The sequence below is a fragment of the Pedobacter suwonensis genome (genome assembly GCF_007833675.1).
GTDB classification, from domain to species: Bacteria; Bacteroidota; Bacteroidia; order Sphingobacteriales; family Sphingobacteriaceae; genus Pedobacter; species Pedobacter suwonensis.
Map to the genome: position 1 here is coordinate 3254121 of NZ_CP031708.1, position 26523 is coordinate 3280643.

Genomic DNA, 26523 nt, shown 5'->3' on the forward strand with positions numbered 1-26523 from the left:
AATAAAATTACTTTTGTATTAATGAGATATTGTGTTATCCTAATTTGCCTTATTTTTTCTTTAGCCGCTTCTGCACAACAAAAGCCGGCTCAGGATAAACTGATCCAATTTTCCGGGATTATTACCGATATCGACAGTTCAAACGTAATACCTTATGTTACCATTACCAATCTTTCTGCCAGGAGCAAAAGGGTTGGTGCCGATTACAGGGGATATTTTACCTTTATTGTTAACCCAGGCGATACGATACTATTTACAGCCATTGGTTACAAAAAATTCTCTACCGTAATACCACAAAGTACGCCCGATAGCAAATACACCATTATGGTTAAATTGAAAGCAAATGTGATCGATTTACCTTCGGTGCGCGTTTTCCCCTGGGCAACCACTGAAGAATTTACCCGCGAGTTTTTATCAATGAAACTGGCGGATGACGATATGGCTATTGCCAAGAAGAATCTTTCGCGTTCTTCAATTGATGGTTTGATCCAAACGCTGCCACGAGATGGGCAGGAAATTGGCAGCCAGAATTACCGTTATAATTTCGACAGGATGATCAATAAGAATATGGTGCAAACCAATCCACTGCTTAATCCTTTCGCCTGGGGCAAACTTATGCAGCAGATCTTTGATGGCGATAAGAGCAGGACGAATTAGTCTTGAGTCCTAAATCCGGAGTCCTTAGTATTGCGTGCAAACCGTATCTTTCAATAAACGAGTTTCATGGAGGTCATCATCTCGACCGAAACTAAGAGAGTTGTTTACTAGGAAAGACCCTGAAACGAGTTCAGGGTGACGACAGTGCGAGTAAATTTAGCTTCGCTGAGTCTTCGGGTTCTCGACTTCGTTGCACTTCGCTAGAAATGACGACCTTGGTGAGTGGAAAAATAAAAAAAGGGAAAACGTTTCCATTTTCCCTCTTACATCTTCCATCAAAACCTATCTTTTCTTGCTCTTGTTCGGAAACTTCATTTTGTAATCTGTCTTGATATTTCCTTTCGAAATGGCGTCCAGTTTACTTTTCAGCATAGTTTTGCGTAAAACACTTACTTTATCAGTAAACAGTTTCCCTTCAATATGATCGTATTCGTGCTGGATCACACGTGCAGGCATGCCATCAACATCGTCGGTATGCTCTACCCAGTTTTCATCAAAATAGGTAATCTTGACATTGGGTTTGCGCATAATATTTTCGCGGATATCAGGAATACTTAAACAGCCTTCGTTAAAGCTCCAGGCTTCGCCTGTTTCTTCCAAAATTTCGGCATTAATAAATACTTTTTTATAACCAGGGTTTCCGTCTTCATCTTCACCGGTATCTACAATAAACAAGCGGATCGGCAAACCAATCTGCGGTGCAGCCAAGCCAACACCATTGGCGTAATACATGGTGTCGAACATATCGCTAATCAGTTTTTCTAATTCCGGATAATCTTTATCGATATCGGCGCAAACCTTTTTTAAAACCGGATCGCCGTAAGCTACTATTGGTAATTTCATTGTATTATATTTTTTTCAGAACTGAATCTGAACTCATTAATTATTATAAAGTGGTGTCAGTCTGAGCCTGTCGAAGACCCATCGTTAATTCCTTCAACAAGTTAAGGAAGACAAACCGAAAGATTTGATTTACAAAACTAACAATTATTCCGCTATTGGGCAGAACGTAAAGACACTCAGTTGCTCAATATTTAAAATCTCATTGGTAACTTCTATCATTTGCCTGGTGGTAACCGCGTTAATTTTCTCAAAAACGGTTTCCAGCGAATCTATTTGATTATGATCGATCAGGCTTTTTGCCATCGAAATAATCAAACCAATCCTGTTTTCTTCTCCCAAAGCAATTTGTCCGATAAATTTATTTTTGGCTTTCTGAAGCTGTAAATCATTTAACGGACGATCTCTGAGTTTTTTGATTTCCTTAAAAATTAAAGATAGCGCTTTAGCCTGTTTTTCTTTATCGGTTCCGAAATAAACAGAGAAAATGCCAGTGTCGCTCAAAGGCGAAAAATTGGATTCGATGGTGTAGGCAATGCCATATCTTTCCCTGATCTGCAGATTTAATACCGAACTCATTCCATTACCCCCGAAATAATTATTCAACAGCATCAGCGGTACCTTTTGTGATTGATGTGTAGAATATGCCTGTGTACCTAAAATGCAGTGAGCCTGCATAATGGGCTTGTAAATGGTGTTATTACTTGGAGGAAGTATAGTTGGTTTAACCCGCTCTTTTTTGGGGTTATTCTCTTCTACATCCGCAAAATATTTGCTTCCTTTATTTACGACTTGATTTAAAGTATAATTACCTAAAACGGCCACCACAATTTCACTTGTACGGTAATTGGCCTTTCTGAAGTTCATTACATCTTCTCTTGTAAAATGTTGAACGGATTCGGTTGTGCCTAGAATATTATTGCCCAAAGCATGACCGGCAAAAAGCATATCTTCAAAATCGTCATTAATCGCTTCTTCCGGTTGATCCAGATAAGAAGAAATTTCATCCAGAATTACACTTTTTTCTTTATCCATTTCCTCTTCAGGAAAAGTAGAATGGAAGAGTATATCGTTAAAGAGATCTAAAGTTCTAGCTAAATAAGGATTTAAAAAAGAGGCATGTACGCAGGTATATTCTTTAGTGGTATAGGCATTTAAATCTGCACCAACGCTTTCTAAATGATTTAGAATCTGGTTGGTGTTCCGTTTTTCGGTACGCTTAAAAATCAAGTGCTCTATAAAGTGCGCTAAACCTGCTTTGCCTTCAGGCTCATCGCGCGATCCTGTATTAACGATGATACATGCATGAGATATGGCTGAAGCCGCAGGCACGTGCAATAAGCGGATGCCGTTTGGCAGAGTGTGAACATTGTATTCCATTAAGGGGCAAAGATAAGGCTAATTGCCTATAAAGACCCGGAATTTGGTTGTTGCAATTGTAAAGTGGAAATCAATTTATCTTTAGTTGGCCGTTTCAACACCAAAAATATAAAATTAGCTGCCCCAAATATCAAAAAGAATGAATTACGTGTCATAAAGAAACCAACAATATTGAAAAGCGCCCCGCCTTCCAGTAATGCTGAACTAATGATAAATGCACTTTGATACAGGTTGATTTTAATATCATCAGCAGCCGTTTTATCAATTTTAGCGATTAAATTTCTATAAAAAAATATGCTTGCAGAGAGGGTGATTAATCCCATAACCGGAAATATCGGGTTAAAGGGGGCAGTTGTTTTTGGATTGGCATCAAAAAACATAAGCTCGCGGTTTAAAAATACCGTTACCAATGCAAAAAGTAATACACCCGAGCATAGTGCAAGATGGACGGTCTGGAGTGTTTTTAGTTGAGTATTCATTGTGGGGTTATTATTGGTATATTATTGAAAAAGTTCCGTCATCTCGACCGAAGCGCAGTCCGGAACGTTCGGGAGAGAGATCTGCTTAATTAGATTTCTCGACTGCGTTGCACTCCGCTCGAAATGACGGATTTATGGAAAATTATTTCGTTATCACCTCCAAAGAGAACAAAAATGCCCAGCGTAATGCCACATCTTTTAAATAATCAAAACGGCCTGACGCCCCACCGTGGCCGAACTCCATGTTGGTTTTAAGCAGCAACACATTCTTGTCGGTTTTGGTGGCCCTTAATTTGGCTACCCATTTTGCTGGCTCAAAATACTGCACCTGGCTATCGTGCAAGCCTGTAGTCACCAACATATTTGGGTAAGCTTTTTTCTCGATATTTTCATAAGGAGAATAGCTTTTCATGTAATCGTAAGCTGCTTTTTGTTTCGGGTTACCCCACTCATCAAACTCGTTTGTTGTTAGCGGAATGCTTTCATCCAGCATGGTATTAACCACATCTACAAAAGGAACATCAGCAATAAGGCCGTTCCATAAATTTGGGGCCATGTTGGCTACAGCACCCATTAATAAGCCGCCGGCACTTCCACCATGACCGTATAAATGGCCTTTTGAGGTGTATTTTTGATCAATCAGATACTCCCCTGCTGCAATAAAATCAGTAAAGGTGTTTTTCTTTTTCATCAGTTTTCCATCTTCGTACCATTGGCGGCCCATTTCCTGTCCACCCCGGATATTGGCAATGGCAAATACAAAGCCCCTATTTAGCAAACTTAAACGAGGCGAAGAGAAATAAACATCCGAATTTGAACCATAAGAACCATAACCATAAAGCAACAATGGCGACTCACCGTTCTTTTCGAAGCCTTTTTTATATACCAGTGCAATTGGCACTTTGGTGCCGTCTTTAGCGGTTGCGAAAACACGTTCAGTAATATAATCTTTTGGATTATAGCCCCCTAAAACCTCCTGTTGCTTCATCAGTTTCTGATCCTTCCCGGTAAGGTTATAATCGTAAACCGAGCTTGGAGTGGTTAACGAAGTATAGTTATAACGTAAAGTAGTGCTGTTGTACTCTGGATTTGCACCTACGCCGGCATCATACACAGGTTCATCAAATTTGATGTAATAATCACTTTTGTCTTTTTTGAGTACGCGTAACTCAGTTAACCCATTTTTACGTTCAGATAAAACAGTAAAATCTTTAAATTCTTCAACGCTTTCCAATAAAACATCGGCGCGGTGCGGAATCACTTCTTTCCAGTTTTCCTTTTCGGTTTTATCCAGCGGACATTCCATTAAACGGAAATTTTTAGCCTTCCAGTTGGTTAAGATCAGAAACTTATCATCGACGGGCATCACATCATACAGCACATCTTTTGATCGGGCTGCAAAAACTTTAAAGGGGCTTTCCGGATGGTCGGCGTCAATCATTTTATATTCGGCAGTTAATGTTCCTTGGGAAGCAATGAAGATATATCTGCCATTTTTCGATTTACCTACCCCAATATAGTTCGTGTTGTCTTTCTCATCGTAAACCACAGCATCCGTTTTGGCATCTGTACCCAGTACATGTTTTTTAATTTTTTCACTCAACAGTGTCACCGGGTTTTTAGAAGTATAAAAGAACGTTTTATTATCGTTGGCCCAGGCCACTCCGCCTTCTGTATTGGTAATGGCATCTTTTAAAAGTTCTCCGGTTTCTAAATTTTTAATGTTAATGGTATACTGCCTGCGCGAAACCTGATCGACCCCAAAAGCCAAAAGTTTATTATCAGGACTCACACTAAAACCGGTAGCGCTGTAATAGGAATGGCCTTTTGCCAGTTGATCTACATCCAGCAAAATTTCTTCTGTAGCCGATAAACTTCCCTTTTTGCGGCAATACTTAAAATATTGCTGCCCGTCTTCTGTACGCGAATAGTAATAGTAGCCATTTCTGAAAACCGGCACCGATTCATCTTTTTCTTTAATCCGGCCTTTCATTTCCTTAAACAGATCGGACTGAAACTTTTCGGTACTTTTCATCATGGTATCCAGGTAAGCGTTTTCTGCTTTCAGGTAATTCACAACTTTGGTACTGTCCGGACCTTTTTTAAAATAATCGATCATCCAATAGTAGTTATCTACCACGGTATCGCCATGTATAACTCTTTTGTGCGGAATAATTTCTGCTACCGGAGCTTTGGCATCAGGCCACTTTATTGCTTTCATTTCTTTCTTTTGAGGGTGATTACAGGCCATAATTGCACTAAGCAATATCAGGCCGGGTAAGATACGTTTCATAGCGGTTTGATTTAGGATCAATTGCAATTTAATGAAATAGTTTATTAGTTCAATAGTCATTAGTTTATTAGTGGGTAACTGGTTATCCGGTTAATCAGCCCCAAACGCTTAGCGCTAAACCCGATTATCATTTTCGTAAAAATCGATCAAGCCTATAGATAATCATCTGAATTATAAAAATTGATGGTAAATTGCCATATCCAAACGGTTGAAATTATAATGAAATTAGGATACAAAAAGATAGTTGTTAAAGTTGGTTCGAATGTAATTACGCAGGAAAATGGTTTGCCTGATGAATTTAGGATTAAGCACCTCGTAAATCAACTGGCCGACATTAAAAAGCAGGGTATTGAAGTAATCTTGGTATCTTCAGGTGCAGTAGCATCAGGCAGGAGTTTAATTAAAGTATCCGAAAAACAAGATGCCGTAACTACCCGACAACTACTGGCAGCTATTGGCCAGGTTAAACTGATTAATACCTACTCGAGTTTCTTTGCAACGCATGCTATACAATGCGCCCAGGTTTTGGTTACCAAAGAGGATTTCCGCGACCGGGCACACTACCTGAACATGAAAAACTGCCTGCAGATTTTGTTACAGAATGAAGTGATACCTGTAGTGAATGAAAATGATGTGGTTTCGGTTACTGAGCTGATGTTTACAGACAACGATGAACTGGCCGGACTAATCGCCTCAATGTTAAATGCGGACGCATTGATTATTTTATCAAATGTAAATGGCATTTATAATGGCGATCCGAAATTAGAAGGCTCAGCTGTTATTGAGGAAATTAACGGTTCGGTTGCTAACCTGTCTTCTTTTATTCAAACAGGTAAATCGCAGTTTGGCCGTGGCGGCATGGTCACCAAATCGACCATGGCGCAAAAAGTGGCTAAATTGGGCATAACGGTTCATATTGCCAATGGAACAAAAGATGAGGTACTGACTTCTCTACTAAACAATGAGTTGGTACACACACGCTTTGTCCCAGAGAAAAGCAAATCAGGTAAGAAAAAATGGATTGCCCATTCTGAAACTGCCGCAACTGGCGTGGTGAAATTAAATGATGGAGCAAAAACGGTATTGACATCAGGCAAAGCAACCAGTTTATTGCCCATAGGAATTATTGAAATACAGACAGACTTTTTAAAAGGCGATATTATTAAAATTATCGATGAGCAGCACAACCTGATCGGATTGGGGATTGCAGAATATGGATCTGACAAGGCAAGAGAGAGAATAGGACAAAAGAAACAGAAAGCTTTGGTGCATTACGATTATTTTTATTCGGCTATTTAAAGGGCTTTACTGCAAAGGACGCAAAGAGATGCGCGAAGGCACAAAGAGAAGGGTAAACAAGGTTGTAAATATGCAATTAACTTTAGCGTTCTCTGCGAAAAACTTAGTGCTCTTTGCGGTTAATAATTAACAACATGGATTACAAACAATATTTCGAAAAAGCAAAGCTGGCTAGTCGCAATTTGATTAGCCTGGGAAAAGAAAAAACAGATGCTGTTTTAAAGGATCTTGCAGAGGCTTTAATAGCTAATACAGCCGAAATCCTTTCTGAAAATGCAAAGGATTTAGCTAAAATGGCCATCGAAGACCCTAAATATGACAGGCTAAAATTAAGTGCAGCACGTATTGCTGATATTTCAACTGACCTTAAAAATGTAGCAAGTTTAAACAGTCCGTTGGGTAAAGTACTATCCGATAAAATATTGGACAATCAGCTTCATATACAAAAAGTGAGTGTGCCTTTGGGCGTGGTGGGTGTAATTTATGAGGCTCGCCCCAACGTCACTGCTGATGTATTTTCGCTTTGTTTTAAAACCGGAAATGTTGCCGTATTAAAAGGCGGCAGTGACGCTGAGTTTTCTAATCTGGCCATAGCAAAGGTAATACACGAGGTGTTGGATAACCATAAAATCAATCGTGATGTGTTAACCTTGTTGCCGGCAGAAAGGGCTGCAACCGAAGCGCTATTGAATGCAAGAGGCTTTGTTGATGTTCTGATTCCAAGAGGAAGTCAATCGTTAATTAATTATGTCCGGGAAAACAGCAAAATCCCGGTTATTGAAACCGGAGCGGGAATAGTGCATACCTATTTTGACGAAAAAGGTGATTTGGAGAAAGGTCAAGCGATTATTTTTAATGCTAAAACGAGAAGGGTAAGCGTTTGTAACTCATTAGACTGTGTGCTTGTTAACGAAAACAGGTTAAATGATGTACCCGCACTTTTATCTCCGCTGGCAGATGGAAATGTGAAATTATTTGCAGATGAAAAAAGCTATGAAGCATTAAAGTATTCTTATCCGTCAAATCTATTGAATAAGGCTATGCCTGAACATTTTGGAACGGAATTTTTATCGTTAAAGCTGGCAGTTAAAGTGGTAAAGGATTTAGCAGAAGCATTGAACCACATTGCCGATTACAGCTCTAAGCACAGTGAAGCCATCATTTCTGAAGATGCCGCTAATATCGCTCAATTTTTGAATGAAGTAGATGCCGCAGCAGTGTATGCCAATGCTTCTACAGGTTTTACCGATGGTGCTCAATTTGGCCTTGGCGCCGAAATTGGGATCAGCACACAGAAACTTCATGCACGGGGACCAATGGGTTTGGAAGAATTAACCAGCTATAAGTGGGTGGTTAAGGGTAATGGGCAAATTAGGAAATGATGGAAGGTGTAAGAGGGATGATGATGTTCGAAACCATAGCAATATTGTCATTCTGAGGGATAATTTATGATATAAAAATCAATATGATTGACGTTTTTTCCTTCGCACAATTCTTGCCTCGGCTCACCGCCGCCGAAGGGCTCTTACTTTTTGGCATCAAAAAGTAACAAAAAATGCCGGCTGAAAATTTTTCTTTCAAAGCCAGTGTTATGGCTAGAACAGTGCAGTCCGAAAAATTTATTAGGCCGGTTTTAAGTAGAACGGTGATACGGTGCTATGGCCTAGCTATACGGAAATGCATGATGCCGCATTCTGCTCATTAATAGGTAATTACAAAATAACGTCAATGGTAGCATAGCGAAGAATCTGCAAACTATGGAAAACTGCCAATGAATTTTTCATAATCGGTAGTGCAACTTATTCAGGAATTTTCCGCTGTGCTACCATTGACAAACCTCATCCCTAAAAATTCGTCATTGCGAGGAGGAACGACGAAGCAATCTTTCATGCTAATGATCCTTGCTATAAAGATTGCTTCGTCGGCTGAAAAAGCCTTTTCGCAATGACGATCCTCTGTGATGTCTATTTCAATTAGATGCTACTGTCAATCATATTAATTTTTTATAAAATAAATTATCCCTCAGCATAACAGCTTAGTATTAAAGTTCAAACATCGTTCCTCTTTCCGGCACCTCTACATTAAAACCTTCTTCCTGTAATGCTAATGATAGGCTTTGCAGGCTTTTATCTTCACCATGAACCAGAAATACCTTTTTGGGTTGGCCAGTTTGTTTAATTGTTTTAATTAAGTCGTTATGATCGCCGTGGCCACTGAGTAGATCTGTTTGGCGGATAGTGGCATAAACCATCATTTCTCGGTCTTTAATACGTACGATGGGCGCTCCGCTTAATAACTTATAGCCTAGCGTTCCTTTTGCGCAATAACCAATAAATAGAATGGTGCAATAATAGTTCTGAATGTTGTAATAAAGATGGTCCTGGATCCTTCCGCCTTCCAGCATGCCTGCTGAGGAAATAATGATGCAGGGATCGAAATAATTAGAAACATCTTTACTTTCCTTCATGGTTTGAACGTAAGCCAGGTGTTCAAACTCAAACTCATCACCCATGGTTTGGTAAAAATCTTTTGCCTCCTGGTTCACCAGGTTGTGGTGTTTACGATAAACCTCGGTAGCCTGGATGGCCATTGGGCTATCTACAAAGATTTGAATGGGCGGCAACAGTTTTTTAGTAAATATCTGGTTCAGGGCAAATACCAGCGATTGTGTACGCCCAATACTAAACGCCGGAATAATCAGCCTGCCAGGACTTTTGATGCAGGCTTCTGTAATTTCCTGAACCAGGCGTTCCTCCAGTGTTTGATCTTTGGTATGTATTCTACCTCCATAAGTCGCTTCACTTACAACATAATCTACCTCTGGCAAAGGCTCCGGATTAACCAATACCGGATAGTTCTCTCTGCCGATATCACCCGTAAAAGCGATTTTCTTTTCTATTCCCTCATCATTTATGGTTAAAACAGCTGCGGCAGCACCCAATAAATGACCAACCGGCACAAAGGTTAAAGTGATATCGCCGTTAATTTTGAAAGGTTTGTTAAAAGCAATGGTTACAAAACGATCGATGGTATCCATCACATGTTTGTGCAGGTACAGCGGTTTTGGTCCGCTAAAATTGCCACGTTTTGTACGCGGTTTCCGGCCGGCCTTTCTTAAAAAAAGTTCGACAGAATCGAACAATAGTATCGAAGTAAGATCGGCAGTTGGTGGTGTACAAAGCACCTGGCCCTCAAAGCCCATTCTAACCAATGTTGGTAAATTACCAGAGTGATCGATATGGGCATGGGTTAGAATTACCAGGTTTATAATGGCCGGATCAAAGGGGAATTGTTGGTTTTCTTCCTGATATGTTTCTTTCTCGTAATCTAATCCACAATCTATCAGTATTTTATAATGCCCGATTTCGAGCAGGTGCATACTACCGGTTACCTGTTGCGCTGCTCCCCAAAACGTTAACTTCATCTTCTTATCTATCGCGTAAAATCTTTAGCCGTAAAGTAGTACAAATGATGAGATTTTTAAACAATCATGCGTAATTTTTTAATTTCATTAGCACAGAGGTTGCGGAGAAAAGCCATAGTGCATACTAAATTAATCATAATTTCTTTACAAAGTAAAATCAGAGCTTTGCCTTTCCCGGATTTGAAATTATTTACAATTGATTAACTTCTCTGAATTTGAGGCTCCTTGATATTTCACTTTTTGCCTCTTCTGAAAAATCTTCCAAATCATCTGCCGTGATGATTTTTTCTACAAGCAGCGCAGTTATAGTGCCTAAAAACCATGAATTTCTAAGTCCATCGTACCTTCTGGCGATGTGCTTGTCGAAATCTTTTACAGCAGTAAAAATTTTATAGTAATCGTCTCTGTTGTCTTCAGGCTGTTGTGTTTTCCATTGGTCTAAAATTTCGGAGAATAGCTGCATTTCCTTTTTTAGTTCCCGTTGTAAAGCGACTTCGAATAATTTTCGGGCAACTTTGTTATCTGCTTTTGAAAAATCCATAGTTAACATTTATTATGGTAAAGATAGTAAAGTCTGGCGTATGGCTAAGTTACCTCAACAAAAAGATTTTTATCTTTGTAAGAAAATATCCGCTATGCAAGAACCTTTTGATATAGAAATAGGGCCAATTAATTATTCCGTTTTTCCGGAAGGAAATGATTCTTATACCATTTTTAAAGAGGGAAAAGAATACATACAGATCCAAAAGGACACTTCATCTATCTGGTTAAAAATGGACTATAAAACCGAACTTCCAATTTTTGAGGAAGACGAAGAGGTGAATGCAATTGGGCAGGCCATTGAAAATTATTTACCTGAACCTGAAGACGAGGAAGAAGACGGGTTATAATAAGGAATCCTCAACAGGGAGGGGAAAAACCAATCTCTGTTGAGGATTTAAATTTAGGCAAGAAGCTTTAATAATTCTTCTGCAACTTTTTCTGATGAGGCAGGGTTTTGGCCGGTAATCAATAAACCATCAACTACAGCATAAGGACTCCAGTCGGCTATCTTACTATAATTTCCACCATTTTTTATTAACATATCCTCTACCAGGAAAGGCACTACGTTTCTTAATTGTACAGCTTCTTCTTCGCTATTGGTAAACCCCGTTACATTTTTTCCTTTTACCAGGTATTCGCCATTTACCTTTACATCCTTAAGCACTCCGGGAGCATGACATACAAAAGCAACAGGTTTGCCGGCAGAATAGAATTCGGTAATGAGCTGTTGTGAAGTTTTACTTTCTGCCAAATCCCACAGTGGTCCGTGGCCACCAGGATAAAAAACGGCATCATAATCATCCATTTTGATATCAGCCAATGGAGTGGTATTCTTCAATTTATCTAAGAGAACCGTGTCATTGTCCATTCTTTTCGTTGTTTCGGTTTGAAAAGAAGGGTCTTCACTTTTAGGGTCTATTGGTGGCTGACCACCTTTTGGAGAGGCCAATACAATATCAATGCCTTTATCGGCTAAAGCATAATATGGCGCTGCCAATTCTTCTGACCAAAAACCTGTTTTTAAACCCGTATTTCCTAATTCGTCGTGGCTTGTAAGCACGAATAAAACTTTCTTATTCATATGTTTTATGTTAAGTGTATTACAAAGTTAAAGCTGTTGGGTTTGGTAGCAAAGGACTTCAATCACAGATTTATTGTGCGCGAAATCACGTTTTTGCGGAAAGTCTGCTTAGGGTTTCTCTTGATATACCTAAGTATGCCGCTATTATTGTTTTAGAAACCCTTTGCATCAATTGCGGATACTGGTGAGCAAGTTGTTCAAAGCGCTCTTTTGGACTTGTGGTTAAAAGGGATAAAATTCTTTGCTGTAATGCTACATATCCTAAACTGTTTTTTACCCTGAAAAAATGTTCCATTTTATGGCTTTCGCGGCATAACAGATCCAGGTTTTCTTTGGTGATGGAGAGTAATTCGGAATTTTCCAGGCAGCTGATGTTGGTAATTGATTTAACCTGGCCATAAAAAGCCCTGAAATCAGAAAGCCACCAGTTTTCCATTGCGAACTGGATAATATATTCTTTACCATTGGTATCAGTAAAGGTGGCTTTTAATAAACCTTTAACTACAAAATAAATGTGATTGACAAATTCGTCTTCCTGGATGAGGTACTGATGTTTCTTAAGCGTTTTAGGTTTGAAATGAGAAACAATATGTTCAAATTCCTGATCGGTAAGGGAAATGATTTCTTCGAGGTGCGTTTTTAATTCAAAACTCATGCTGTAAATTTAGCTAAATTAAGCATGAAAATTTTTTTTGCATTCAGAACGAAGTGAGGAAAAAAATTAAGGCCCGATTACCAATCGGGCCTTAATTTATATTATTCTTTATTATCTGGTACAATCTGCAGTCCAGAATTGACTGTCTTTAGCTACCCTGATGGTTAGATTACTGGCGTCAATGCTAATACCAGTTAAGCCAGAACCGATACTCACGTAGCTGTTGTCGCCTTTCTTTTCGAATTTTACTCCAGTAATATCCGGAATGTTGTTGCCAAAGTAAAAATTATAGGTTTCACCAACTTTGCTCACGGTCACTTTTCCGTCGCTGCTGGTAATTGTATTTTCGCCACTACGGTAAGAAACTGATCCTTTGTACGTGCCTACAAAGAAATCGCGATCTGCCGGATCGGTGTCTTTTTTACATGATACCATTACGGTTAATGCTATTAGAAGCATGCTGAAAATTTGAACTGTCTTTTTCATCTCTTTCACTTTTTTAATTTTAAATAGGTAATAATTGTAACAGTGCTATGACAATGACTATGCCAAAGAAAAATGTGATTGGTAAATGAGATGAGTAACCAGCAAGCAGGTCTAATTAAACTTTACTAATAAGTTATTGTTTTTTAGGTTCTTATAAATGAGTTTGATCTTTTAATCGGGCTGTTTAATGATGCCTTTTAAAAAATATGCTGATTTGTTTAAGTACCGGAACTGTTTGGTTTAAAAGAAATTTTCAATTTAGGCGCTGATAAATAAATTTACTTTATACTATTGTTTAGTATAGTTTGATGGGCCATTAATATCAACCGGCTCACCTAAAAAACGGGGCTTTCTGTCAATAATCAGATCAATAGCAGATTTTACTATAGCCAAATATTCTCTGAATGAAGCGTATTTGAAGCCTTGATATGTTCCTTGATCTGCAGCAAAGCCATAAGATTTTATTCCTAGCTTGTTGCCAATATTCACACACCTATTCAAATGATATTTTTGCGATACCAGAATGGCGGTATCTATTTTGAAAATAAATTTTGATCTGTAAAGCGTAGAGTAGCTATCAAAACCTGCATAGTCGAGATAAATTTTACTGGTATCAACACCATGTTCATAACAGTAAATTTTCATTACAGTAAGTTCATCGTGCGCATCAGTACCGTTATCTCCTGAAAGCAAAATTTTATCAATTTTTTGATTGTTATAGAGTTTTATGCCAGCATCAAGCCTGTCTTTTAAATATTTACCGGGCTTGTTGTTATTTATTCCTGCGCCGAAAATAATGGCTACCCTGGTTTTTGGTACGTTTTGCGCGTTGAAGTAAATTGATGGATCAGTTTGATGTTTGACTAACAAATTAATCCCCAATACAATGATAACGCTTAAAATAATGGCATATAAAAGAAGTTTTATTATGTTTTTAATGTTCATTTAGATGTACTAATTGCCTATCTTTTTGATCTGCTGTTTTGGATTATTATTATTCTTTAAAATTGTGGCAATCTTTTTATCCAGATCTAAATCTTCAGTATCGTCAAAGGGTTTGCCAATTTTATATGGTATGTGCTTTTTATTCAGTTTATACAACTGATAATAATTAGTACCTGTCAAACCATAACTCACAATCACTTTGTATTTTTTGTTGTAGTTAGGGTTAACAATTTTGTTGAAATCTCCGACCTTGGTTAAGGTATGGTTTTTAGGATTAACAAGGTAAAGATTGTAAAAAGAATTTCCTCCCCTTCCACCTGTATCTTCAAAAATTAACAGATCTTTTATCCCGTCGTTGTTATAGTCTTCGTAAGTAATATTGTTACTGATCTGGCGTAGAGCAAGATTTTCTTTCCAGAAAATTTTGTCGGCTTTTTTACCGATTTTACCGAAATAAATGATGGCATTGGACGGCTCTTCTGAGGATTCTCCATCAACAATCAGATATTGTATAGCCATTACATAACGCTTATCTTTAAAAGGGTGAACATATTGCCATGTGCCTTTTACATCAGTCTGATGGAATATTTTTTGTGCAAACGAATGACTCGAAATAAATATAAAACATAAAAAAAAGACCTTCTTCACGTTAAACATCTCAAAAAGATTTATATTTCTGCAAGTTTTTGAGCAAGTTCTTCCGTCATTTCATCAAGTGTAAGCAATCTGACCCAATTAAATTTCTTCCACACTGTTTTTGGTGTGTTGGTTTTGTCGCTAAACATATTGCCACCAGAGGTTTCACTTTTTTTCCTGGTAGAGAAATTAACGCTGGTAGTGGTTTGTTCTCCTGAAGACCGGCTATAACTCTCCGCATCAAAGCCGATAAGTTCCATCTTTTGATTCTGAAACCTGAATGTATAATCAGCATTATTTACCCAGTAGGAGCCACAGCTTAGCCAATATTGATAACTTAAAGTGAGTGTACCGTTTTTGATGTTGATGGCCCCCGTTTCTTCTAAAGGATCGGCGAGGCAGGTATTCTCTTCATTATTTTCAGTTGGGATAAAAATGATGTTTTGGGATTGTAAGCTGTAGTTGCCGGATGTTTTAAAAAGCACCAAAAGCATACGGGGGTTCAAATTCAGTTTATCAATGCCCATCCCCTCGTTTTTGATGATATTTTCTGGATTCGTATTCTGGATAATGATGGCTTCATCAGGTAAATGATCTTTATTTAAATCACCTTTGGCACGATAAATTATTTTCCATCCTTTTGGAACAAATGCATTGGTATTAATGCCTGTTTTAGGAATTTGAGGATTGTTGCTTTGAGCAAATAGCTGAGCAGAAATTAATAATAGCATTAGGCCTGTAATATTTCTCATATAGCATAAAATTACCAATGGGCCAGAAAATAAGAAGGTAAATTTTTCATATATATGGCATTGGCTGATCGATAAACTTAATCTTTATCAAGATAACGAGCAAATTAAAACGCTTTTTTGTGTAAAGCGTTATCCCGCCCAGCCATCTCTGTCCAAACTCCTGTAATTGATTGATTCGGCCAAATGTTCAAGCTCTATATTTTCACTATCGGCTAAATCGGCAATGGTTCGCGCAACCTTTAAAATCCGGTCGTAGGCACGGGCCGACAACCCTAACCTTTCCATTGCTGTCTTTAATAAATTGGTTCCGGCTTCGCTGATCTGGCATACTTTGCGCACCATTTTAGGACTCATCTGGGCGTTGCAATGCAGGTCTTCTCTATCCGCAAAACGTAGATCCTGGATTTCCCTTGCTTTAATGACTCGTGTCCTGATGTGGTTGCTTTTTTCTGTTTCGTGTGAGGAGGCAAGTTCGGTAAAATCAACAGGCGTTACCTCCACATGCAGGTCAATGCGGTCTAGGAGTGGTCCTGATATTTTACTCAGGTATTTTTGAACTACGCCGGGTGCACACACACAATCTTTCTCCGGGTGATTGTAAAAGCCACAAGGACAGGGATTCATAGAGGCCACCAACATAAAGCTGGCCGGATATTCTACTGAAAACCTTGCCCTTGAAATTGCTACTTTACGGTCTTCCAGAGGTTGGCGCATGACTTCTAAAACGGTTCGTTTAAATTCTGGCAATTCATCTAAGAACAGAACACCATTGTGGGCCAGCGATATTTCTCCGGGCTGTGGATTCATTCCGCCGCCTACCAACGCAACATCGCTAATGGTATGGTGCGGCGAACGATACGGACGGCTTGTCATTAACGCGTCGCTCGCAGCGAGTTTTCCGGCTACAGAGTGAATTTTTGTGGTTTCTAAGGCCTCATTTAAATTTAACGGGGGCAATATAGTGGGCAGACGCTTGGCCAGCATAGTTTTGCCCGCTCCTGGCGGACCAATTAAAATAACATTATGACCACCTGCAGCTGCGATTTCTAACGCTCGTTTAATATTTTCCTGACCTTTAACATCTGCAAAATCGTGTTCGTAATTGTTGATGTTTTTTAAGAATTCTTCCCTGGTATTTACTTTAACCTGTTCTAGTACTTCGCTTCTGTTAAAGAAAGCTACCACCTGTGCCAGGTTTTCCACACCGTATGCAATTAAATCGTTTACAATGGCTGCTTCACGAACGTTTTGTTTTGGTAAGATAAAACCTTTAAAGCCGTCTTGCTGCGCTTGGATGGCAATTGGAAGGGCACCTCTTATGGGCTGGATACTTCCATCCAAAGACAGTTCGCCCATTATAAAGTAGTCTTCCAGTTCTTCGGCTGGGATTTGCCCTGATGCCGCCAGAATGCCGATAGCAATGGGCAGATCGTAAGATGAGCCTTCTTTTTTTATATCAGCTGGCGCCAGGTTTACCACTATTTTCTGTTTAGGCATGCGGAAACCTGAAACATTGATGGCACTGGCCACCCTTTGCAAACTCTCTTTTACCGCATTATCGGGCAAGCCCACCATATAGTATTTGGTGCCTGCGCTAATATTCACTTCGATGGTTATGGTTAGTGCATTTACGCCATAAACAGCACTCCCGTATGTTTTTACAAGCATTTAGTTAGTTCAAATAAAGTCTTATGTAAATTATTCGGGATGAATATTGATTCTAATATACAGATTATTTAAAAAAAGATCAAGTTTTGGTATCTGTTGGCGGATCATTTTTTACCAGCCATTGTTAAATAAACCTGATTGTACGAATGCCGATTTTTTCTATCGGCAGTAGGGAGAGCAGGGTTGAACCCCCCCTATAGAATACCAACATTCATTTCCAAAACCGATAAAACAATAAATCCTGACCATTGCTGATCAGGATCTGTATTATTTTAAAGGACGCTGAAACAAGTTCAGTATGACGCAACTACTAGCCTTGCGCCCTAAACCCTTTACCCCAAACCTTTTAATCTATCTGCCAAATGGCATTTTAGGCATGCCTTTCATCATGGCTGCCGCGGCTGCAGGATTAGAAAACTGCTTCATCATTTTACGCATGTCTTCAAACTGTTTAATGAGCTTGGTTACCTCTTCAACCTTGCTTCCTGAACCTTTTGCAATACGCAAACGGCGACTTTGCTGAATACTATCCGGGTTTTCTTTCTCAAATGGTGTCATCGAATTGATGATGGCTTCGATTGATTTGAATGCATCATCCTGGATATCTACATTTTTCATCATTTTACCTACACCTGGTATCATGCCCATTAGATCTTTCATGTTACCCATTTTCTTGATCTGCTGAATCTGGTTGTAGAAATCGTTGAAGTCGAATTTATTCTTACGGATTTTCTTTTGCAATTCTGCAGCTTCTTTCTCGTCAAATTGCATCTGAGCACGTTCAACAAGCGAAACCACATCCCCCATGCCTAAAATACGTGATGCCATACGATCTGGATAGAAAACATCCAGGGCTTCCATCTTCTCGCCAGTACCAATAAATTTAATAGGTTTGTTTACTACTGATTTAATGGAAAGGGCTGCACCACCACGGGTATCGCCATCCAGTTTGGTTAATACAACACCTGTAAAATCTAAACGGTCGTTGAATACTTTGGCCGTATTTACCGCATCCTGACCAGTCATTGCATCCACTACAAATAAAACCTCGTGTGGTTGAGTTTGGGCTTTAACTTCAGATATTTCGTTCATTAACGACTCGTCGATCGCTAAACGACCTGCGGTATCGATAATGATGACGTTATTCCCATTTTGTTTACCGTGTGCAATACCTTCTAAGGCAATGCCAACAGGATCATTTGAGGCGCGGTTCGCATAAACAGACACCCCAACTGAAGTTCCTAAAACCTCTAATTGGTCTACGGCCGCCGGGCGGTACATATCGCCTGCCACCAATAAAGGTTTTTTGCCCTTACCTTTCAGGTGTAGGGCCAGTTTACCGGCAAAAGTAGTTTTACCTGCACCGTTTAAACCTGCAATTAGAATGATGGTAGGATTTGCTTTTGTATTCAACTCTGTAACTTCGCCACCCATTAAGGCCGCAAGTTCATCGTTCATTATTTTGGTAAGCAACTGACCCGGAGAAACCGCGGTAAGTACGTTTTGCCCCAGAGCTTTCTGCCTCACCTCATCAGTAAAGGCTTTTGCTGTTTTATAGTTAACATCGGCATCCAGCAATGCTTTGCGGATTTCTTTCATGGTTTCTGCCACGTTGATTTCCGTAATACTGCCCTGCCCCTTTAATACTTTAAATGCTCTATCTAGCTTGTCCTGTAAATTATCAAACATCTTTTTTTAAGCTAAAAGCCTTATGCCGGAGGCAAAAAGCTACTTGTTTTTAATAAAAGGCAAATGTATCAAATTTTGCTTGTAAATCGCTGCACCTCAAAGTCAAAACTTTGAGGTAGTAAATAAAATTTTCTTCTTGTGCAACATTCTGATTTAAGGCGCGGTCTTATACCTAACTAAGCTAAACAAATGAAACGCTGCCTTCTCATTCTTTTTGTATTTTCTTATGCTTTTTCTCAAGCTCAGGATATTTCAAAACAGCGCCAACTGGAAGCGAAAAGGACGCTGCAAAGCCCTAAAATAGATGGTATTTTAGATGATGAGTGTTGGAATAATGTCCCTGTAGCTACTGATTTCATTGAGATCAGGCCAAACCCTGGAAAGATAGAAGGTCATGACCGGCGCACTGAAATGAAAGTGATTTATGATGATGTAGCCATTTATGTTTATGCGCGTATGTATGATCATCCTGACAGTATTGCGCACGAGTTGGTTTCGAGAGATAATATTGGAAACGCCGACTTTATTTCGATTATTGTTGACCCTTTTTAAGATAAAATGAACGGAAACGGCTTTTTTGTTACTGCTGCGGGAGTGCAGTTTGACGCTAAATATTCGCAGGTGGGCGATGAAGACGCCAACTGGAATGCGGTATGGGAAAGTGCAGTTAAGATTGATGATAAAGGTTGGACCTGTGAAATGAAAATTCCCTATTCAGCCCTTCGTTTCTCGAGCAAAGAGGTGCAAAACTGGGGATTGAATTTCAGCCGAAGAATACAACGGAGCAATACACAGACTTTTTGGAATTTCGTCGACCCTAAAATAAATGGATTTATCAATCAGGAAGGCCTTTGGACGGGAATAAAAGATATTAAGCCACCATTAAGGTTGTCTTTTTCACCCTATGTTTCAGCTTATGTAAACCATTACCCTGTTAATTTGCCTGGTGTTAAAAACACCACATCGAGTTTTAATGGCGGCATGGATGTTAAATATGGGATCAACAACAGTTTTACCCTCGATATGACTTTGGTGCCAGATTTCGGTCAGGTACAATCCGATAACAGGATACTGAACCTCACTCCTTTTGAAGTGAAATTTAATGAAAACAGACAGTTTTTTACCGAGGGCACGGAGCTGTTTAACAAAGGAGATCTTTTTTATTCCAAACGGATCGGCTCTATTCCGTACTATTACAATTATAGTGGCGTGGGCAGTGATAAGGTTGTGAAAGATCAGACTGAAGCCAAGGTTTTAAATGCTACAAAAATATCCGGAAGGACGGTGAAAGGCCTGGGTATCGGGATTTTTAATGCGGTTACTAACGGCATGGAAACCGAGGTTGAAGATGCGCAGGGCAACCTTCGCCTGGTTGAAACCCAGCCGCTTACCAATTACAACATTCTGGTATTCGATCAATCACTAAAAAATAATAGCTCGGCAACATTTATCAATACCAATGTGTTAAGGAAAGGGGCTGCATACGATGCCAACGTAACGGCCGTACTATTTAACTTAAACAATAAAGGCAATAAGTATTTCGTTAATGGTGCGGCCAAAATGAGCTATTTAAAGGGCAATGAAACCAATACCGGTTATAGTTATGGGCTTAAGTTTGGCAAGCAGAGTGGTAATTTCCTCTGGAGTTATTCGCAGCAATATGCTGACGATAAATTCGATCCGTCTGATTTAGGCTTTTTTACCAATAACAATTTTTTAGATCAGGTACTGGATTTTCATTATAATGTTTATAAGCCAGGTAGTTGGTATAATCAGTTATTAAGCTACTTTAATATTTCATACTCAAGGAGGGCTACGCCAGGCAGCTTCCAAACTTTTTCTGTAGAAGGCGGACCTTATGTTCAATTTAAAAATCTTTGGTCGGCAGAAGTAAATGGAATCTATACCGCTGCAAAAAACGATTTCTACGAATCAAGAAACGGGCAGGTATACAAAGCCCCCGAAAGCTATAGTTTCGTGTTATATGTTAATCGAAACCGGGCAAAAGCTTATAACTTTGGTGGAAACATCCGCTACAGGGAGCAGGAACTTTTTAAGGGCAAAGAATATAATGTTTACTTTTTCCAAAACCTGCGGATAAATGATAAAATTGCTTTTGGTTTAGACCTCAATTTTAACCCAAATTATAATTATGTAAACTGGGTAACGGCACAGGGTGATCAAGCCATTTTCTCTAAATACGACCGTAGAACGGTAGAAAACTCATTCGATGCCAAATATACTTTTACCAATTTAATGGGGTTTACAGTGGTTTTAAAGCACTATTGGAGCGACAGAAGAAACAAAGAATTTTACCTGCTTAAACCCGATGGCAATTTAAGCAACTATAGCGGAGCTCCATTGAATGGGCTGGATAAAAATTATAATGTATTCAATATCGATTTAATTTATACCTGGCAGTTTGCTCCAGGCAGCACTTTATCTGTTTCTTATAAAGATGCAGCAGAAACTTACGATACTTATTACACCCCACGTTACAATAATAACCTGAGCGGGATTTTAAATGCTCCACAAAACAACAGTCTTTCGGTTAAGTTGTTGTATTATGTCGATTATCTAGACCTTAAGAAAAAAGGGAAGAGAGATTAAACTCCTTTTCATCATGCTGAATTTATTTTACAAGTAGAAGTAGTGTTTTCAATTGTCTTGTAGCTACTGTGTGGTCAGCACCTTTCTTGCAGTTAAGACCCTGAAATAAATTTACTGCGTAGCTTTCCGCTTCGCTACAGGTCAGGGTGACGATCTCTTGAGACCAGGAAATAATCTACCGCGTTTTTGCCGGACTTATTCCAAATTTCTTGCTAAAAGCGCTGCTGAAATGCTGTACTGAAGAGTAACCCAGTTCGTCGGAGATATTTTTGATGTCTTTACTGCTATCGGCCAGCAGCTCTTTAGCACGCATTAATTTATAATCGCTCAAATAACCAAAAACAGTATTTTTAAACACTTCTTTAAAGCCTTGTTTCAGTTTAAATTCATTTATACCTGCGGTTTTGGCCAGTTCGGTTAAAGACGGTGGATGATTGGCATTGGCCAGCAAATATTCGCGGGCATAATAGATCCTTTCTTTATCATAAGCTGATTTAATAGCAGAATTTACGGTTTTCTTAGCAGCTTCTTCAAAAGCCTGAGCCTGTAGCGCAAGCAGTTCCAGGCATTTAGATTGAAGAAACAATAACTTTAATCCGCCTGTAAACTGACAATTCATAATGTCTTTTATACAACTGTGCATAGCCAGGCTGATGGGGAGGTTTTCTGATGAAATTTCTACCGGGCGGTTGTTCATAATGTTTTCGGCAAAATTTTTTAAAAGGATGCTGCTCTCACTGGTTAAATCGATAAAGCGGTTTCTTTCAAAATTTACTTCAAAAAATTTATGCGGTTCGTTGGTCTTGAATTCTGCCGTCCCATCAAAGTCGGGGCTATAGATAATATTATGCTGGTTTTCTTTGATATTCAGGCGTTTGTTGGTGAGGTAATTTTCCATGATGCCCCCGCCAGCGAGTGCAAAATGAAGTTCCACCATATCAGGTTCGTCGAAAGCTTTAATGCGCAAACGGCTCTGCTTTACCAGCATATCGCCATAAACAATATAAATGCCAGAAAAAGCAATCTGCACAATCTCTGCATCACCAAATGGAAAACTGTATTTGTCGCGCCGCTCAGTTACCAGCGCCGGTTGAAGTCCGGCATTGTCAAACATGCTTCCTACAGTATAATACTTATTGTCGCTATCGTAAATCTTTAAGGCCATAAAATCCCTTTAATATAAACTTTAATCCTTTTGATATAAAAAGGGGCCTTAATCAGACCATTACTTTTGTTCAAAGTTACTAAACAAAAAGATACGATGACAAAATTACCATCCTGGCTGGCCGATACAATGGAAAAAGTGATCAGCAATAAAATATATCAGGTAGAGGTTGTAGAAACTAAAATGTTAAGCAGCAACTTAAAGTGTGTTACCTTTAAAGGTGGTTTTTTCGAAGCTGAATTTATTCCGGGAATGGAAGTGCTGTTTAGGGTTAACGCAAACGAATACCGTCATTATACGCTGTCTGCCTTTGATAAAACGAAAGAAACCTGCGAAGTGATCTTCTATTTAAACAGGCAGGGACCAGGGCACCATCTGGCCGTAAATATCCAAAAAGGAGACCGTTTAAAATTAATTGTAGACCGGGCAAAGGTAAAATACAATGAATTATCTAATCAGCATTTCTTTTTTGGCGACGAAACCAGCCTTGGTTTGTATGAATCGTTAGGTAAAAAGGTAATTGATGAAGATGTAGAGTATTTTGGCATTCTGGAACTTCAGGAAGAAAACCTGAATTCAGTGAAACACCTTAAATTATTGATTGATACCGTACCCTCTGACCTGAACGCCCCGGCGAAAAATGCCATCAGCTGGATGGAAAATATGCACCCGCTCTGTTGGGAAATGTGGCAAAATGCTACGTTCTATTTAACAGGCAGGGCAAAATCAGTACAGCAGTTTAAACGGTACCTAAAACAAAGGGGCGTAAGCTTTAGGCAGATTATAACAATGCCCTATTGGGAAATGGGTAAAGTTGGTGGTGGGTAACCTATCTTGGAAAGGTAAAGCCAAAACCAAGCGCTAAAGTTTGGTTTGCCTGTATCTTGTTTGTTCCTGTGTCCTTATCAAACAGGAGTACGCCAGTTAGGCTGGTATTCATAAAGCGATTGATTTTTGCCGTTAATGCAACATCTAAGCGGTGATCAATATTGCTCATTTTAAAATCCTGATACGGAATGAACATCTGATACCGTGCTTTAAGATTTGTATTGGTAAATATATCCTTATCAATTGCACTTACTATTTGAAAGGCTAGCTCATTACGTACTTTTTTGCCGTACTCCACACCAAAAACGGTTGCTTTTGGCGGTTTGGTGTTATCAACCGGATCAAGAAAGAGTTTTTCATCCAAAACAAAAGTTTGGCGCGCCGTACCAGTACCTATCCGGGTAGAAAAATATTTAACCGGTTTATACTCAAAACCGATAGATTCTGTGATATAACCAGGCCCCATAAATTTTGAAATTAGCGTGGCGGTTTCCTGGCCATTTACCATACTGTAAGAATAGCCATTATCAAACTGGGATTCAAAACTTAACGATCCAAAAAAGAACCAGCTTTTGGAAAGTTGGAAAGACGCTTTATTATCCCAAAAAATACGGTCGTTGGTTTTCTTTTGCAGCTGATCTTTATTTTTGATTTTGCCATATTGCAAAACCACCTCGCTTACATAACTATAACTATCTTTATTGTATTCTGCCTTCCAGTTTAAAAGCCCCCCAACTGCCACGGAGTTGGTACCCCTCCTTTCCAGTTATTACTGAACTGCGCCTGGTTAATGTTGATGCCGATATTGGTTCTTGTTTTCCAGTAATTAATCTTGGCGTTTACCACCAGGGGCTTAATTTTTACAGGTTCAAAGTTTAACGGGCCCTGTCTGCTTGGCAGTGGACTGCGTTTCAATTTAATGTTCAGGTCTTTAGTATTGATTGGAATAGTATCAATTTCCTGTGCATGTAATTGGGTAGAGCAGAAACTTAGAATCAGGATGATGGCAGCTAAACAGTTCTTCATTACCTACAAAGAAAACGAAAAATTTTAGAGATAAAAAGCATTTAACAAAATGATTACCAGAACAGCTATTCAGGTAAAAGTAGAGGAAATAGTTTCACCTTATCTTGATCCAGCCATACCAGTTACCCTTTTTAAGGTAATTTAAATCAGTTTCATGAGTGTAAGCTTCCTTTTCAAAAACAATATTCCGATAGGCCAGATTGTGTTTTTTGTATCTGATCAGGTTGATCAGATAGTTAAGTAAATATAAGATATAAAAAGGGAATACAAGTAATTCCAACTGTTGGCGCAAGTGGATTTTCTCGTGGTTGATAATTTCCTGATCGTTTTTAAACGCTGCCGATTTTAGCAGAATAAATGGAAAGATGGCCATGCCTGCTGCGGGTAGTTTTTTAACAATCAGGACTGGTGCGTTCACAACTTATCAATCGTTATTTTGGGTAATGCAGGTAATTGTAAGGCCTTAGGGTTTAATCTGTAGCTTTTATAGGCGTTTCTGATGAAAAGATTAAAAGCATAATCTGTAGCATCCAATACAAATTGATAGGTTGGGCGGTATTGCTGCATAAAATCAGTCAGTTCAGCATCTTTTATGCCAAGTACCTGACTGACGAGATTGGCGTTGAAGCGATAATCGATCAGGTCTTCACGATAATCTTTTTCCAGGACTTTTTGCAAATGACGGGCATTTCTCCCCTGCCTGCTTAACAGGTTATAAATGGCATCGATGCCTAAGCCAACACCGCCGTTGCCTAAATTCAATAAATCTTTACTACTCCCTTTCAAGGTTTGGTAGCGGTATTCCTGAACATTTTTTTCATATTGCTGCTGCGGGGTCAATCTTTTTTGTTGAATAACTACATCACGTAATCTGATACCAAGTGATCGGAGTTGAAAATATGCAGCAGTTTGCCCCTTGAAAACAATCGTGTCTACGCCATAGCCTGATAAAGCTGCAACCAAGGTATCACCAGGAAGAGCAAACGTGCTAAATTCGCCTTTTGTATTGTTGTATAAGCCATCACCCGTACGGACATTATAAATATAAACCTTCGCTAAACGTTGCTTGGTTTCTTTATCAATAACAATACCCTGCACAGGTTTATTTTGTGCATAAAGCCACGTAGAGAAGCCAAAAACAAGTATAAAAGGAATAAAAAACCTCATTCAGCTATAAAACTACAAATATCTTGCTGGCTATTTTTTTACTTAACATTATTTAACCTTCAATGTTTGGCCTATTTTAATGGTTTCGGTGGTCATTTCGTTCAGCATTTTTAGCTCATCAACGGTTAAATTAAAGCGTTTGGCTATGTTGTAAAGTGTATCACCTTTAACAACGGTATAAGTGCCGTCGGCAAGGATCGGTTTAGCACCGGCAGGTGGCGTTTCTACAGGGGTAAACTTAGCCTTTTCCTGGGGGATATTTTTATTGATTTCTGAAAAAACACGATCTTCTCGGGCAATTTTTTGCTTTTCGCTCTCCGGTTGATCGTATTGGTAAAGCTGGTATTTTTCGATGGTATTGATTAACAAGTCCGGATATCTTGGATTGGTTGCATAACCTGCGGTTTTCAACCCTTGCGCCCAGCTCTTATAATCATTTTTGTCTAATTGGAAAAGAAAACTGTAGCGCTTGCGCTTTAAAAATTCAGAATGGTCCCTGAACGATTCGCGGGCATCTTTATACACCCTAAAACAGTCATTTTTCTGGTCGTCATCACGGAAATAGTTTTTTCCCTTCCAGTCTGATGTACATTTGATGCCAAAATGGTTGTTGGCATACTTGGCCAGGTCGCTGTTTCCACTACCCGATTCCAGGATTCCCTGTGCCAGAGTAATGCTTGCCGGAATACCGGCGGAGTTCATTTCTTCTATAGCCACACCTTTAAATTCATCAATATAACTTAAGGTGTTGTAACTCTTGTAATTGTTGTTGTTTGCTTTGTTCGCTTCTTTTTCAATCTTTTTATTGTTTTTAGAAAACTTTCTGGAACCGCAGGAACTAAAAAAAACAAGGATTGCTGCGATTAAAAGGTAATGATGATATGAACGCATTATATGGTG

27 protein-coding genes are annotated in these 26523 nt (G+C 39.1%); 7 read left to right on the forward strand and 20 right to left on the reverse strand.

All coding sequences use genetic code 11. The features are described 5' to 3' along the window. Positions 1-21 precede the first annotated feature (21 nt). A complete protein-coding gene (locus DV942_RS13350) occupies positions 22-657 on the forward strand; it encodes a peptidase associated/transthyretin-like domain-containing protein (RefSeq protein WP_090981309.1) in 636 nt (211 codons plus the stop codon). Positions 658-939: 282 nt separating this feature from the next. On the opposite strand, the gene def is transcribed toward DV942_RS13350, so the two are convergent. From def to DV942_RS13370, 4 genes are all read right to left on the reverse strand, one after another. Then, positions 940-1500 carry a peptide deformylase gene (gene def / locus DV942_RS13355; RefSeq protein ID WP_090981307.1) on the reverse strand — a complete coding sequence of 187 codons (561 nt, stop codon included), beginning with the start codon at positions 1498-1500 and terminating at the stop codon, positions 940-942. Between the two features lie 144 nt (positions 1501-1644). Next, complete coding sequence (locus DV942_RS13360) at positions 1645-2877, reverse strand: M16 family metallopeptidase (protein WP_134204447.1); 1233 nt, start codon at positions 2875-2877, stop codon at positions 1645-1647. Positions 2878-2903: 26 nt separating this feature from the next. Further along, positions 2904-3356, reverse strand: a complete 453-nt coding sequence (locus tag DV942_RS13365) for a hypothetical protein (protein WP_145858202.1) — start codon at positions 3354-3356, stop codon at positions 2904-2906. 142 nt (positions 3357-3498) lie between these two features. Continuing rightward, positions 3499-5649 (reverse strand): S9 family peptidase, encoded by a 2151-nt coding sequence (locus tag DV942_RS13370; RefSeq protein WP_145858204.1) that lies wholly within the window; start codon positions 5647-5649, stop codon positions 3499-3501. A 219-nt stretch (positions 5650-5868) separates the two neighbouring features. Here DV942_RS13370 and proB point away from each other — a divergent pair, with 219 nt between their 5' ends. Then, the gene (gene proB / locus DV942_RS13375; RefSeq protein WP_134204453.1) at positions 5869-6948 is read left to right on the forward strand and encodes a glutamate 5-kinase; all 1080 of its coding nucleotides are present in this window, start codon (positions 5869-5871) and stop codon (positions 6946-6948) included. A 134-nt stretch (positions 6949-7082) separates the two neighbouring features. Further along, complete coding sequence (locus tag DV942_RS13380; protein WP_145858206.1) at positions 7083-8330, forward strand: glutamate-5-semialdehyde dehydrogenase; 1248 nt, start codon at positions 7083-7085, stop codon at positions 8328-8330. A gap of 659 nt (positions 8331-8989) precedes the next feature. Here the strand turns inward: DV942_RS13380 and DV942_RS13385 are convergent. Together DV942_RS13385 and DV942_RS13390 are read right to left on the reverse strand one after the other, a co-directional pair. Then, positions 8990-10372 (reverse strand): MBL fold metallo-hydrolase RNA specificity domain-containing protein, encoded by a 1383-nt coding sequence (locus tag DV942_RS13385; RefSeq protein ID WP_134204457.1) that lies wholly within the window; start codon positions 10370-10372, stop codon positions 8990-8992. Positions 10373-10562: 190 nt separating this feature from the next. Next, positions 10563-10913: a hypothetical protein gene (locus DV942_RS13390; RefSeq protein ID WP_145858208.1), complete on the reverse strand. Its 351-nt coding sequence runs from the start codon at positions 10911-10913 to the stop codon at positions 10563-10565. Positions 10914-10953: 40 nt separating this feature from the next. Between DV942_RS13390 and DV942_RS13395 the strand changes: the two genes are divergently transcribed. Beyond that, the gene (locus tag DV942_RS13395; RefSeq protein ID WP_244950692.1) at positions 10954-11262 is read left to right on the forward strand and encodes a hypothetical protein; all 309 of its coding nucleotides are present in this window, start codon (positions 10954-10956) and stop codon (positions 11260-11262) included. 53 nt (positions 11263-11315) lie between these two features. On the opposite strand, the gene DV942_RS13400 is transcribed toward DV942_RS13395, so the two are convergent. From DV942_RS13400 to ffh, 8 genes are all read right to left on the reverse strand, one after another. After that, positions 11316-11996, reverse strand: a complete 681-nt coding sequence (locus DV942_RS13400) for a type 1 glutamine amidotransferase domain-containing protein (protein ID WP_145858210.1) — start codon at positions 11994-11996, stop codon at positions 11316-11318. Between the two features lie 85 nt (positions 11997-12081). After that, positions 12082-12651 (reverse strand): Crp/Fnr family transcriptional regulator, encoded by a 570-nt coding sequence (locus DV942_RS13405; RefSeq protein ID WP_145858212.1) that lies wholly within the window; start codon positions 12649-12651, stop codon positions 12082-12084. Positions 12652-12762: 111 nt separating this feature from the next. Beyond that, positions 12763-13137 (reverse strand): hypothetical protein, encoded by a 375-nt coding sequence (locus DV942_RS13410; RefSeq protein WP_090981288.1) that lies wholly within the window; start codon positions 13135-13137, stop codon positions 12763-12765. Positions 13138-13425: 288 nt separating this feature from the next. Further along, entirely contained in the window at positions 13426-14082 is a 657-nt protein-coding gene (locus tag DV942_RS13415; protein ID WP_145858213.1) for a SanA/YdcF family protein, read from the reverse strand. A gap of 9 nt (positions 14083-14091) precedes the next feature. After that, the gene (locus tag DV942_RS13420) at positions 14092-14730 is read right to left on the reverse strand and encodes an XAC2610-related protein (protein ID WP_450091355.1); all 639 of its coding nucleotides are present in this window, start codon (positions 14728-14730) and stop codon (positions 14092-14094) included. 20 nt (positions 14731-14750) lie between these two features. After that, a complete protein-coding gene (locus DV942_RS13425; RefSeq protein ID WP_145858217.1) occupies positions 14751-15470 on the reverse strand; it encodes a hypothetical protein in 720 nt (239 codons plus the stop codon). Positions 15471-15599: 129 nt separating this feature from the next. Further along, positions 15600-17138, reverse strand: a complete 1539-nt coding sequence (locus tag DV942_RS13430) for a YifB family Mg chelatase-like AAA ATPase (protein WP_145858220.1) — start codon at positions 17136-17138, stop codon at positions 15600-15602. 351 nt (positions 17139-17489) lie between these two features. Next, positions 17490-18827 (reverse strand): signal recognition particle protein, encoded by a 1338-nt coding sequence (ffh, locus tag DV942_RS13435; protein ID WP_090981275.1) that lies wholly within the window; start codon positions 18825-18827, stop codon positions 17490-17492. Between the two features lie 189 nt (positions 18828-19016). Here ffh and DV942_RS23710 point away from each other — a divergent pair, with 189 nt between their 5' ends. Together DV942_RS23710 and DV942_RS13440 are read left to right on the forward strand one after the other, a co-directional pair. Beyond that, complete coding sequence (locus DV942_RS23710; RefSeq protein WP_222431109.1) at positions 19017-19379, forward strand: DOMON domain-containing protein; 363 nt, start codon at positions 19017-19019, stop codon at positions 19377-19379. 6 nt (positions 19380-19385) lie between these two features. After that, positions 19386-21437: a DUF5916 domain-containing protein gene (locus DV942_RS13440; protein WP_222431110.1), complete on the forward strand. Its 2052-nt coding sequence runs from the start codon at positions 19386-19388 to the stop codon at positions 21435-21437. 175 nt (positions 21438-21612) lie between these two features. Here DV942_RS13440 and DV942_RS13445 read toward each other — a convergent pair whose 3' ends face one another. Continuing rightward, positions 21613-22602 carry a helix-turn-helix transcriptional regulator gene (locus tag DV942_RS13445; protein ID WP_145858221.1) on the reverse strand — a complete coding sequence of 330 codons (990 nt, stop codon included), beginning with the start codon at positions 22600-22602 and terminating at the stop codon, positions 21613-21615. A gap of 96 nt (positions 22603-22698) precedes the next feature. Between DV942_RS13445 and DV942_RS13450 the strand changes: the two genes are divergently transcribed. Then, the gene (locus tag DV942_RS13450) at positions 22699-23430 is read left to right on the forward strand and encodes an SIP domain-containing protein (RefSeq protein WP_145858224.1); all 732 of its coding nucleotides are present in this window, start codon (positions 22699-22701) and stop codon (positions 23428-23430) included. 1 nt (position 23431) lies between these two features. Here DV942_RS13450 and DV942_RS13455 read toward each other — a convergent pair whose 3' ends face one another. The 5 genes from DV942_RS13455 to DV942_RS13470 all read right to left on the reverse strand — a co-directional run bounded on the left by DV942_RS13455 (position 23432) and on the right by DV942_RS13470 (position 26514). After that, positions 23432-24172: a DUF3078 domain-containing protein gene (locus DV942_RS13455; protein WP_244950693.1), complete on the reverse strand. Its 741-nt coding sequence runs from the start codon at positions 24170-24172 to the stop codon at positions 23432-23434. Beyond that, on the reverse strand, positions 24151-24456 hold the full coding sequence (locus DV942_RS23830; protein ID WP_244950694.1) for a hypothetical protein: 306 nt from the start codon (positions 24454-24456) through the stop codon (positions 24151-24153). Before DV942_RS23830 ends, DV942_RS13455 begins: the two co-directional genes overlap by 22 nt. A gap of 94 nt (positions 24457-24550) precedes the next feature. Further along, positions 24551-24874 (reverse strand): hypothetical protein, encoded by a 324-nt coding sequence (locus DV942_RS13460; RefSeq protein WP_244278741.1) that lies wholly within the window; start codon positions 24872-24874, stop codon positions 24551-24553. Then, positions 24871-25623, reverse strand: a complete 753-nt coding sequence (locus DV942_RS13465; protein WP_145858226.1) for a hypothetical protein — start codon at positions 25621-25623, stop codon at positions 24871-24873. The genes DV942_RS13460 and DV942_RS13465 overlap by 4 nt, the downstream gene beginning before the upstream one ends. Before the next feature lie 48 nt (positions 25624-25671). Beyond that, positions 25672-26514 (reverse strand): glucosaminidase domain-containing protein, encoded by an 843-nt coding sequence (locus DV942_RS13470; protein ID WP_145858229.1) that lies wholly within the window; start codon positions 26512-26514, stop codon positions 25672-25674. Positions 26515-26523: the final 9 nt, after the last annotated feature.